General features: G+C 37.5%; 12 protein-coding genes and 1 pseudogene. All 13 read right to left on the reverse strand.

Annotated features, from left to right (window positions below):
• Positions 1-283, reverse strand: a pseudogene (locus ACQR30_RS00570) (ketol-acid reductoisomerase); the annotation flags it as partial.
• A gap of 36 nt (positions 284-319) precedes the next feature.
• Positions 320-703 (reverse strand): glyoxalase superfamily protein, encoded by a 384-nt coding sequence (locus ACQR30_RS00575; protein ID WP_429729764.1) that lies wholly within the window; start codon positions 701-703, stop codon positions 320-322.
• Positions 700-1,164: a DinB family protein gene (locus ACQR30_RS00580; protein WP_429729767.1), complete on the reverse strand. Its 465-nt coding sequence runs from the start codon at positions 1,162-1,164 to the stop codon at positions 700-702. The genes ACQR30_RS00575 and ACQR30_RS00580 overlap by 4 nt, the downstream gene beginning before the upstream one ends.
• A 24-nt stretch (positions 1,165-1,188) precedes the next feature.
• Entirely contained in the window at positions 1,189-1,779 is a 591-nt protein-coding gene (ilvN, locus tag ACQR30_RS00585; protein WP_429729770.1) for an acetolactate synthase small subunit, read from the reverse strand.
• A gap of 171 nt (positions 1,780-1,950) precedes the next feature.
• Positions 1,951-2,241: an antibiotic biosynthesis monooxygenase family protein gene (locus ACQR30_RS00590; RefSeq protein WP_429729773.1), complete on the reverse strand. Its 291-nt coding sequence runs from the start codon at positions 2,239-2,241 to the stop codon at positions 1,951-1,953.
• Between the two features lie 9 nt (positions 2,242-2,250).
• The gene (gene ilvB / locus ACQR30_RS00595; RefSeq protein WP_429729776.1) at positions 2,251-3,996 is read right to left on the reverse strand and encodes a biosynthetic-type acetolactate synthase large subunit; all 1,746 of its coding nucleotides are present in this window, start codon (positions 3,994-3,996) and stop codon (positions 2,251-2,253) included.
• Positions 3,997-4,112: 116 nt separating this feature from the next.
• The gene (locus tag ACQR30_RS00600; protein ID WP_429729796.1) at positions 4,113-4,763 is read right to left on the reverse strand and encodes a TraB/GumN family protein; all 651 of its coding nucleotides are present in this window, start codon (positions 4,761-4,763) and stop codon (positions 4,113-4,115) included.
• A 583-nt stretch (positions 4,764-5,346) separates the two neighbouring features.
• A complete protein-coding gene (ilvD, locus tag ACQR30_RS00605; RefSeq protein ID WP_429729779.1) occupies positions 5,347-7,029 on the reverse strand; it encodes a dihydroxy-acid dehydratase in 1,683 nt (560 codons plus the stop codon).
• 305 nt (positions 7,030-7,334) lie between these two features.
• Positions 7,335-8,096 (reverse strand): class I SAM-dependent methyltransferase, encoded by a 762-nt coding sequence (locus tag ACQR30_RS00610; RefSeq protein ID WP_429729782.1) that lies wholly within the window; start codon positions 8,094-8,096, stop codon positions 7,335-7,337.
• Position 8,097: 1 nt separating this feature from the next.
• Positions 8,098-9,219 carry a 3-isopropylmalate dehydrogenase gene (gene leuB / locus ACQR30_RS00615; protein ID WP_429729785.1) on the reverse strand — a complete coding sequence of 374 codons (1,122 nt, stop codon included), beginning with the start codon at positions 9,217-9,219 and terminating at the stop codon, positions 8,098-8,100.
• 21 nt (positions 9,220-9,240) lie between these two features.
• Entirely contained in the window at positions 9,241-10,761 is a 1,521-nt protein-coding gene (locus tag ACQR30_RS00620; RefSeq protein WP_429729788.1) for an ATP-binding cassette domain-containing protein, read from the reverse strand.
• Complete coding sequence (locus tag ACQR30_RS00625; protein ID WP_429729791.1) at positions 10,761-11,522, reverse strand: class I SAM-dependent methyltransferase; 762 nt, start codon at positions 11,520-11,522, stop codon at positions 10,761-10,763. The genes ACQR30_RS00620 and ACQR30_RS00625 overlap by 1 nt, the downstream gene beginning before the upstream one ends.
• Positions 11,523-11,532: 10 nt before the next feature.
• A partial coding sequence (gene leuD, locus ACQR30_RS00630; protein ID WP_429729794.1) for a 3-isopropylmalate dehydratase small subunit occupies positions 11,533-11,916 on the reverse strand: 384 nt, incomplete at its 5' end.

Raw genomic sequence — 11,916 nt, forward strand, 5'->3', positions numbered from 1 at the left:
AGATGATTGTTCCTTTTTCTAATGCTTCTTCAATTTCAAATAAAGTTTGGCCGGGTACGAAGCCATCGGCAACCGCTTTGTCCCAAGACTTTGAATTTTTACGTTGACCAACAATTACGTTGATACCATTATCGCGTTGGTTTAGCGCCTGACCTGGACCTTGAACACCATAACCAATCACGGCTACAGTCTCATCTTTCAAAACTTCCTGAGCTTTTGAAAGCGGGAATTCTTCGCGGGTTACTACGTTTTCTTCAACGCCGCCAAAATTTAATTTTGCCATTTTGTTTCTATTTTTTGTTTTTGTTTAATGAAAAATTTAAATGCTTTTTTCCAATTTTTGGTTAAATGAAATTTGGTTATGAAAAGGATCAATGACTGTGCAGGCCAATGATCCATAAAAAGTTTCCTCGAGTCCGGGTTTGTTGTATTTATATTTTTTATTAATAATTTCTTCGTGAAACGACCGAACTTCATTGCACCATATAAATACATTTGTTCCAGGTGTGCCGTCGCCGTGGTGTTCACTCAAATGCAAAACTAATCCTTCTCTTTCAATCTCCATATAAACGGGGGCATTTTCGTCAAAAGTATGTTCCCAATTTATTTTGAAGCCCAACCAGTCTATATAAAATTCTATAGCTTTCTGGTAATTAAAAATGCGTAATACCGGAATAATTTTTTCTACTTGCACATCAATCATTTTAATCTTTTTGTTAAAGCTAAAGCATAACCGTAATGTAAGGTTTCATGTGCCAAACAACAGGTTATTACCTCTTCGATGGTATTCATTTCATAAGAAAAGGTTGCCGTAGAGTAGGGGGTTATGTTTTTAAACCGGTCGGATGCCAAGTCGTTCTTAATTTGGTCAAGATAGGCGATTGCTTGTGCTTTTAAATCGTCAATTTCAGCTTTTGATATAAAACTTTCTGGCCTAGAACCTTTTCTGTATTTTTCCACAAGGGGGATTTCCATAGCAGGCTGTACACCGGAACGCAGGTAGCATAACCCTTGTGTGCTAATAATGCTATGACCGAAGTTCCAGGCAATATTGTTATTAAAACCCTCGGGAATTTCATTTAATGCTTCGATACTAAGACCATTAACCAATTCGATGAATAATTCTCTGATTCGTAGAATGTATTTTAAACTGAGATCTGTCATTTATTATTTATTTATTTATTGAGATTACATTGTAAATACTTCATCTCTTTTGTCTAGAAACTCATTTTCAATGATCGCTTCCGAAGGTTCTTGCTGTTCAAATTCTTTCAATTTCAAGTGAAAACCTTCGCTATTCTTTATGATAGCCACACGAGCGCTACGGACAAATTCTATCAAGCCATAGGGAGCCAATGCCTCCAACAATCCGTCAGTCTCTTGACGATGTCCTACAGTCTCAAATACCGTGTAGTCACTGCGAATAGCCACAGCTTGTGCCCCATATTCACGAAGAAGCCTTTCTACTTTTGCCTTCTCAGAGATAACATTTGTAGGTACTTTGTATAAAGCAAGCTCTTGCCAGATTACATCATCATTCGTGTTGTAATACGCTTTTAAGACTTCTACCTGTTTCTCAATTTGACGGCTCAATTTGCTTACAACGTCTTCCACTTCGTTGATGACAATGGTAAAACGTGAAATACCTTCAATTTCTGTTGGAGATACATTTAAACTCTCAACATTTATTTTCCGGCGTGAAAACATGATGGCGATGCGGTTAAGCAGACCGATTTGGTTTTCGGTGAAGATGCTGAGCGTATATTCTTGTTTGTTCATAATTAAAAAGTAAAAATTAAAAGTAAAACTGCTTTACTTTTGCGTTAATAACTATTGTTGCTATAATTTTTGAAACTTCATTGATTTTTTTAATGAAATTTAAATTTGTTTTTGGTGCATACCCATATGGTGTTTCGCTAGCAAATTGAATATAAATTTTAATGCCACGAATCAATTTGTTTGAATATAATGTTCTACTTCAGTGAAAGGCTCGTAATAGTGATGCAGTAATGCTTTCCATTTTTTATAATTTTCACTTTTACGAAATCCTTCGGTATGGTTTTCTAACGTTTCCCATTTTACCAGAAGTATAAACTTATTTTCATGCTCTACACATTTTTGTAATTCGTGTTTTATATACCCGCTTGAAGATTCAATTATTTTTTCTGCTTCTTTAAAAGATTGCAGAAACTCTTTAGACAAGTCTCTTTTTACGGTCAATAATGCTAATTCTGTAACCATTTTTACATTTTATTTAAGACGAATCTCGCTCACGCTACAACCCTGTGGTACCATCGGAAACACGTTGTTTTCTTTGCCAACCATTACTTCTAAAAGATAAGCGCCTTTGTAATTAAGCATTTCTTGCAATGCGCCTTTTAAATCTTCACGCTTGTCGATTTTTTGGGCAGCAATATGGTATCCATTTGCTACGGTAACAAAGTCGGGTGACGTAATATTTACAAAGGAATAACGCTTGTCATTAAATAGTTGTTGCCACTGACGTACCATCCCCAGAAACTGATTGTTTAAAATTAAAATTTTCACATCTGTCCCAAACTGCATAATGGTTCCCAATTCTTGAATGGTCATTTGAATACCTCCATCACCAACGATAGCCACCACCGTCCTGTCGGGTGCACCATATTTAGCACCTATTGCTGCAGGAAGTCCAAAGCCCATTGTCCCCAAACCACCGGAAGTAATATTACTGCGTGAGTTTTTGAATTTGGCATATCTACAAGCTACCATTTGATGTTGTCCCACATCAGATACTATAATTGCATCATCATTGGTTAATTCATTTAAAATCTTTATTACCTCGCCCATGGACATTATTTCGCTGGAAGGATTGAGCTCTTCATGAATGACTTCCTTTATTTCTTGCTGTTCCAAATCACGAAAACGCTGTAACCATTCTTTGTGTTCTTTTTTGTCCAATAATTCTGTAAGCATTGGAAGTGTTTCTTTACAGTCACCCCAAACAGGAACAGTAGTCTGTACATTTTTATCAATCTCTGCGGGATCAATATCCAAATGAATAATTTTAGCTTGTTTGGCATATTTATCCAAACGCCCCGTAACGCGGTCGTCGAAACGCATCCCTACAGCGATTAATACATCACAATCATTGGTTAAGACATTGGGCGCATAATTCCCGTGCATTCCTAACATCCCCACATTCAACGGATGATCGGAAGCTATGGCGCTTTCTCCTAAAATAGTCCAACCAGAAGGTAATCCGGCTTTTTCAATAAAACGGGTAAACTCTTTTTCCGCGTTGCCTAATATTACCCCCTGGCCAAATAATACGAATGGTTTTTTTGCTTCATTAATTAATTGTGCAGCTTGCTCAATGTATTCTTTCCGAACTTTGGGTTTAGTCCTGTAGCTGCGAATATGTGTACAAGGGGTATAACCTTGATAATCAAATTTTTCTATTTGCGCATTCTTAGTAATGTCTATCAAAACAGGGCCGGGCCTTCCGGTTTTAGCAATGTAAAACGCTTTAGCTAAAATATGCGGAATTTCAGAAGCCTCTGTAATCTGATAATTCCATTTGGTTACTGGTGTGGTAATATTTACTACGTCTGTCTCCTGGAAGGCATCTGTACCTAAAAGATGCGCGTATACTTGTCCGGTAATACAAACCAATGGAGTACTATCAATCATTGCATCTGCAATACCTGTGACTAAGTTGGTGGCACCGGGACCACTGGTTGCAAACACAACACCTACTTTTCCCGAGCTGCGTGCGAAGCCCTGTGCAGCGTGAATACCGCCCTGCTCGTGGCGGACCAAAATATGTTCCAATTTATCATTATAGTCGTATAATGCATCGTAGATAGGCATAATAGCGCCACCGGGATAGCCGAAAATGGTTTTTACACCTTCCGCGATTAATGCTTCCAAAACTGCTTGACCGCCGGAAATGGAAGTTGTAGGTTGAGCGGCCTTTATGGCCTCTTCTTCTTTTGTGATCTCTAATGTTTCCATAATTCTTAATATTTATGATTTAAATATCTGATTTATAATTCTGAACTGACAATTCTTAATATTCTTATTGATAATATCGACCGTACAATTTGCCTATTTCGACTCTGTTACAAACATCAATTCATGCTGACGGGTGTAACTTTATACCCTAATTTTCTTAGTTGTTTAATTAACCCAAAATTATACTTTAAATGATCCAATCCGACGACTATAAAACAACTTTGGGCTTTTATTAATTGAGGGAGTCTGCTTATCCACAGTTTATTGCGGGCAATTACTCCTCCATAATCATTCATGATAGATTTTACTTTATATTGAAAATCGTAGTTTATATTCAACTGAACAAAGTCCAGACTGTCTTTATCAATTAGGTTATCATTGCGGGACAGGATGCTACTCGCTGTATTACTTTCTTTTATTTCCTCAAATATCCTGTCGATAGCTTTTGGGGTAGTTACCGTATTTAATAAAGCGGTAGAACGTTCTTTAGGGCCTTCTAATCCTTGCGTTTTCAGTCCATTTTCTTTTGCATAGTTTAAAAGAAATTCATCCATTCCTATATAATTACTGGTAGTATCTTCAACCTGAGTGGGGCTCCCCTGGATCAGCTGTATAGCAATCATTAATAATTGCGGTTTCATTTTAATCAGGTTATGAAGAATTTCTTGGTTATCTTTCGTTTGTCTATTTATATAATTTACCAGACTGTCAAACTGGTCTTTGGATAGTATAGATTGAATAGTGGAGTCTTTTTGAAAATAAAGAATGCTTCTGTCAACAGGAGGTTCACTATCGTTTAGGTCTGTTTATGACACTAACATCGCCGTTGATTTTAGTTTATTTTTTATTATTTTATACCTAGTTGTAAACATATTTCCATCTATTGTATGCATCGATCCTAATAAATAGGAAGGCTTTGTTAAACCATTACCGCTTATTTCCCATAATAATGTGTGCGTTTTGCTTTGCGCACTTACTTCGAATTGACTCAGGGAAAGTAAAAAGAATAGGAATAAAGAATATCTTATTATAATCGTTTTATTATTTTTCAGTCGTCCAGCTTCCATATTTCACTTATTTCTTAAATCCTATTCTTTCGCTTCCGCCATTTCCTTTTTGCTATTTTTTCATCTCTGCCTTCATTTCTTTCAATTCATTCTTCTAGATCTGCTGCTTAAGCGTATTTTCTAATCTCTATATAAGTCCTCGTTATAGCAATATTCAGTTCAATAGCTTTATCTCTGCTTGTTCCTGCGCCAACTTTGCTACACCTTGTTCTCTAAGGCGAAAGGGGGTGTAGCACCTTTAATGTTTTGTCAACCTGTCACAATTTGTGACTAATTATTTTGATTAATCTTCGTCTGTGACACAACCCTCTGATGCATCTTTTACTAGTTTAGCATATTTATACAATACACCGCTCTTAACCTTTAAAGGTGGTTGTTTCCAGTTGGCTTTACGTTGTGCTATTTCCTGCTCAGAAACTTTCAATATAATCGTATTGTTTACGGCATCTATTTCAATAATGTCATCATCATTTACCAAGCCAATCAAGCCACCTTCATAAGCTTCGGGTGTAATGTGTCCCACCACAAAACCGTGAGTGCCACCGCTAAATCTGCCGTCCGTAATTAAGGCCACGGATTTTCCCAAACCAGCGCCAATTATTGCCGACGTGGGTTTTAGCATTTCAGGCATACCAGGAGCGCCTTTTGGACCTTCGTTTTTAATTACTACAACATCGCCAGCTCTTACTTTGCCATTGGTGATTCCTGCGATAAGATTTTTTTCTCCATCAAACACCCTTGCCGGGCCAGTGAATTTTTCTCCTTCTTTGCCACTAATTTTAGCGACACTTCCTTTTTCTGCAAGGTTGCCGTATAATATTTGCAAATGTCCCGTCTTTTTAATTGGATTGTCCAATGAGCGAATGATATCTTGCGTTTCGAAATCTAAGTCGGGAACGGTCTCTAGATTTTCAGCAATGGTTTTTCCAGTAACCGTTAAACAGTTGCCATCGAGTAATCCATTTTTTAATAAATATTTCATTACAGCCGGTACGCCTCCTTTTTCATGAAGATCTTGCATCAGATATTTGCCGCTTGGCTTGAAGTCGGCCAATACAGGAACCCTATCACTGATTCTCTGAAAATCATCTTGTGTTACGGATATGCCTACACTTTTTGCCATTGCAATCATGTGTAACACTGCATTGGTACTGCCGCCAAGAACCATAATTACTGTTATGCCATTTTCAAATGCAGCACGAGTCATAATATCCAGAGGTTTGATGTCTCTTTCAAGTAAAATACGAATGGCTTTTCCGGCTTCTGCGCATTCATTTCTCTTTTCCTCGCTTAATGCTGGATTACTGCTGGAATAAGGTAAACTCATTCCCATGGCCTCAATGGCAGAGGCCAAAGTGTTAGCCGTATACATTCCGCCACAAGCACCGGCACCCGGGCAACTATTTCTTACAATTCCCTGAAAGTCTGCTTCATCCAATTGCCCGGCTATTTTTTGGCCTAATGCTTCAAATGCCGAAACGATGTTTAGATCTTGTCCTTTGTAATGTCCCGGTGCTATTGTGCCGCCATAAACCATTATAGATGGTCTATTTAAACGGCCCATCGCCATAATAGAGCCTGGCATGTTTTTATCACAACCCGGAACAGCAATTAAGCCGTCATAATATTGCGCACCGCAAACAGTTTCAATTGAATCGGCAATTACATCCCGGCTTACAAGTGAATAGCGCATACCGTCTGTACCATTACTCATCCCGTCACTCACACCAATGGTATTAAAAATCAGACCCACTAAATCATTTGCCCAAACGCTCTTTTTTACATCTGCTGCCAATCCATTGAGATGCATATTACAAGGATTTCCATCATAACCCATGCTTACAATACCCACTTGTGCTTTCTTAAGGTCTTCATCCGTCAAGCCTAAGGCATACAATTGCGCCTGTGCTGCTGGCTGTGTCTCGTCTTGAGTAAGCGTTTTGGAGTATTTATTTAATTCGTTCATTTTATTTTATTTATTATTAAGTATTGATGTTCCCTCGTTAATTATGTTCGAAATTTTTTTACTTTTTTAAGCATAAAAAAACCACCTCCGTTGGGAAGTGGTTCTCAAAATTTATTTTGTGTGTTACAAAACAAATCCACTTCCTTTTTTTGAAGGAATAATGACTATCACCAAAATAATATGGGTAATATCACGGATTATATTTTTTACACTGTTTCTCATCTCTTAGAGAACAAATGTAGAAAATTTATTTTTTATTAAAGAACTTTTGTCAATTTTTTATTGACATCCAGAATCATTCGCTCTCACTTATTGCCAATATAGACATTGATAGGGTAAGTGAAATGCATTTCATTGTTAATTAACCGTGTTTTAATACCCATTTTATCTTCTTTCAAATCTTCTTTAAACAGCCGTCTTATTGTATCGGTATCGTTATCATTAGGAAACGATGCTGTCAACTGATCTTCCAGCTTCATGTCTATATTGTAGGAAGTATAATCTATCTCTTTCATCCCGCATTTTTTAAACATATCCAAAAATGCCTGCAAACTAAGGGCTTGCTCATGAGAGCTGTCTCGCAATTTTTCCATTGCGTTAAATGCGGGTAAATTTTCTTCCGGCAAAGTGAAATCTGCTATTAAAATTCTTCCATTATTCTGGCAGACACGATACATTTCACGCAGAATCTTTTCAGGATGCTCAAAATGATGAAAACTATATCGAGACACCACTATAGAAAATGAACCGTCTGGGTAAGGTAATCTCTCTGCATTACCCAAATCCCATTGCATATTTTCTAATCCCGCTTGCCCCTGCCGCTTTTTTGCCTGTTCCAACATAGCGGGAGTAATGTCAATACCGGTAGTTCGCCTTGCTATCTTTGCAAATGCACACAAAACTAAACCTGGCCCACATGCTACATCCAATACTGTATCCTGAGCAGAAGTTTGCGCTAAGTCTACCAATAATTGTAACGCATCTGAATGCTCCGTTTTTTCGGTAAATGGAACTGCTTGCAGCGTAAACTGATTAATTACCTCCTTATTATGTGCATTCTCGAACATGTTAAATAATCGTTGATTTGCCTAGTTCCATATATTTTTTATTAATGTCGACTGGCAATTTTTGTTCTACAAAGTCTTTAATTAATTCACCTATAACACTGGTTCCATAATTATTTTGTGCATCTATATCTTGCGTAACAAATCCATGTGATAAGGTCCAAGCTACTGCATTAAGCACGAGTGCTGCTTCTTCATTCATTCCAAAATATTCTAGCATCATAGCTGCTGAAAGTATAGATCCTATTGGATTAGCGATGTCTTTCCCCGCTGCCTGAGGATAAGAACCGTGAATAGGTTCAAACAAAACAGTCCCCGTCCCAACGGAAGCAGATGGCAACAAGCCAAGTGAGCCACTCAGCACACTTGCTTCATCACTAATAATGTCTCCAAACATATTTTCTGTCAGTACAACATCAAATTGCTTCGGGTTGACGATGATTTGCATAGAAGCATTATCTACAAACATATAATCTACCTTCACATCCGGATACTGCGGTGCGATTTCTTGGACCACTTTGCGCCATAGGCGCGATGTTTCTAGTACATTCGCCTTATCTACCAATGTAAGTTTTTGTCTGCGTTCTGGTTTTTGTGCAAAATGAAAGGCAAGATGGGCAATGCGTTCAATCTCTTCTCTTGAATATTCGCAAAGGTCGGATGCTAATGTTTTTTCCTCATTTATTTTTTTCTCGCCAAAATAAATGCCGCCGGTTAACTCTCTAAAAATGATGAAATCTGCGCCATCTAATCTTTCTTGTTTTAATGGAGAAAGATGCTGTAAAGCAGGGTAGGTATTGATGGGACGTATGTTTGCGTATAATTGCAATGACTTGCGAATTTTTAGCAAACCTTGTTCAGGCCGCACTTTCGCCGTAGGATCATTGTCGTATTTTGGATGCCCGATTGCACCAAATAATACGGCATCGCTTTTTAAGCAACTTTCAATTGTTGCATCGGGAAGGGGATTGCCGGTCTCATCAATAGCAATAGCACCCATTAATTGATAATCATAATTGAACTTGTGACCAAATTGTTCGCCAATCGCATTAAGTATTTTTATTGATTGCTCTGTAACTTCTGGACCGATGCCATCTCCAAGGATGACCGTGATATTCTTTTCCATTGTCTGAATAGGTATTTTATATTAATTGTTATTTAAAATTTTATTAGGAGCGGATGGTTTTTTATAATTCACAATTGTAACGGATTGAACTTTTCTTATTAATAAGGATTCTCCAACACCATTTTCCAACATCAATATTTTAGTTATACAATTGGGCACTTCATTATCATAGTGGCTTATATATATTAATGTGGTGTTGTTTTTTTCACAAATATCATCCACTAATTTTATAAATGCTTCTGTTTGAAATTCATCCAGACCCTGGCAAGGTTCGTCCAAAACCAGCAAAGGAGGGTTTTTAATTAAAGCACGAATAAGTAGAATGAGGCGCTGTTTCCCCGACGAAATAGAGGAAAGCCTTGTATTCCTAAGATCTTCTAAATCCAATGCTTTTAGCCAATTATCAATGTTTTGTATTTGTAGTTCTTGTAATTTTTTATACAATCCCATTGTATCAAAATATCCAGAGGCAACAGCTTCAAAGCAAGAAATATTTTTATCAAAGAATGCATGTAACTCAGGCGACATAAAACCGATATTCTTTTTGATATCCCAAATACTTTCGCCTGTACCGCGTCGTCTATCAAACAAATAGATTTCGTTGGCATAAGCCTGAGGGTTATCGCCATATGCCAGGCTCAATAAAGTTGATTTACCTGCACCATTATGCCCTTTTAATAGCCAGCGCTCACCTTTTTTAACCGCCCAATTTATTTTGTTCAAAATGGTTCTGTCACCATATTTTACGGAAGTATTTATCATTTTTATCGCGAAAGAAAAATTAAAATCATTTTCTTTCAGTGGTAGCTTTGAACTATCAAAATGATGCGTTTGGTGCCGATGTTTTACTTCAAAATTTTCTCTCTCTGTAAATGTCCTTTGTTTACCATTTTCGAGTTCCAATACGTGTGTAACACAGTTGGGAAAATGATGATGCGCTCCGGCAATAATTATTAATTGCGTGCCTTTTGTTGAAACATCGGATAAAATATCGTTTAATTTTTTACGACTTTCTACATCCAGCCCAATAAATGGTTCGTCCAGAATCATCAATTGCGTTGGGTTTAAGAGGGCTTTTATTAATTGAAACCTTTTGTGCTCACCGCTAGACAGTTGCAAAATGGGTTTTTCTTTTAAATAAAGGATAGACAATTCATTTAGTAAAAAATCGATCTTTTCTTCGTTGTCTAAAATGGTTTTTAATTCTTCTACAACCGTATAAGCATCCTCATTTTCAGTGCTGTTGTAGCGTTGTTGATAATAGCCGTCAACGGTATTGCTGCGATTTTTAAAGATATAACGCTGTGCAATTAAGACGGCTTTGGATAATAGTTCGGTATTTTCCTGATAGTTTATTTCTAATACTCCGGTAATAAAGAGTTTTCCACATAAAGCCTGCGCCAAGGTTGTCTTTCCACTGCCTGATGCTCCGGTGATTGCGAGGTTTTCATTTTTATTTAAGGCAAATGAAATAGCCTCCAAAGCAAACCCGCCCGGTTGCTTCGCTACTATATTTTTTGCTATAATGCTCGCCTTTGCCATTATGCTTTTATTGCTTTTATACGTAAACGCTGATAGTCGGCGTGCCAGGTATTATTCCTAAAGTTATGGGGCCGTAATTGTTCAACTGCTCTATTTATAACTGTTTCCGCTTGTTCGGAAGAGATGCCTTTAAAGAAAAAATTGCCAAACATTTCTATCCAGTTTTTCATTCCGTCTAGTCCCGAAAGTCTGGTAGGTCTTTCAAAATGATGTGCTAATTCTACCCGGAATCCCTGTTTTTCTAATAAAGATGTATAGGCGCTCAAAGAAGGGAAGTACCAAAAATCAGTTGGAATTTTTTCCATTAATCCCTCTGCTTTCATGGCTGTTTTTATTGCATCGGTGATACTTTTGACATTGCCTTTTCCACCCATTTCCAAAATCAAACGGCCCCCGGATTTTAAATTGTTGAAGATGCAGGTTATTGCCGCCTCATATTCAGTAACCCAATGCAGTGCGGCGTTGGAGAAAATGGCATCAAATTTATCTTCAAAAGAGAAATTTGATGCATCTGCAACCTCAAAAGCTATTTCAGGATACGCAGCTTTTGCCTTTTCTATCATTTCAGGGGAAGCGTCTATACCAATTACTTCTGCTCCCGACTCTGAAATGTCTTTAGTTAAAGTACCTGTGCCACAACCCAAATCTAAAATACGTTCACCGGGTTTTGGTTGAAGAAGCCCTATGAGGTCCTCACCATATTGTGCAACAAAACTGTGTTTGTTGTCATATAATTCTGCGTTCCATTTTATTTCAGGCATATAAAAAAAATTAGGCTTGTGTTTTTTCAAATGCGGTAATTTCTTCTCGCATATTTAATAGATAATCGATATCATCAAATCCATTTAACATACAAGTCTTTTTGTATTGATTGATGTCGAATCCTTCTTGCTCACCCGTTGCCAGTATTTTAATGTATTGTTCTTCCAGGTTGATTTCAATTTCTGCATTTGTGTCATGATGAATGGCGTCAAATAATTTTTGCAGAAAGGCTTCACTCACTTGCACGGGCAGCAAGAAATTGTTCAGTGCATTATTTTTAAATATATCTGCGAAGAAGCTCGATACAACTGCATCGAAACCATAATCTTTGATTGCCCAGGCTGCATGTTCTCGGGAGGAACCACAGCCAAAATTTTTCCCAGCAACTAAAAT

Origin of the sequence: Arachidicoccus sp. (assembly GCF_050436765.1) — a bacterium.
GTDB lineage: Bacteria > Bacteroidota > Bacteroidia > Chitinophagales > Chitinophagaceae > Arachidicoccus.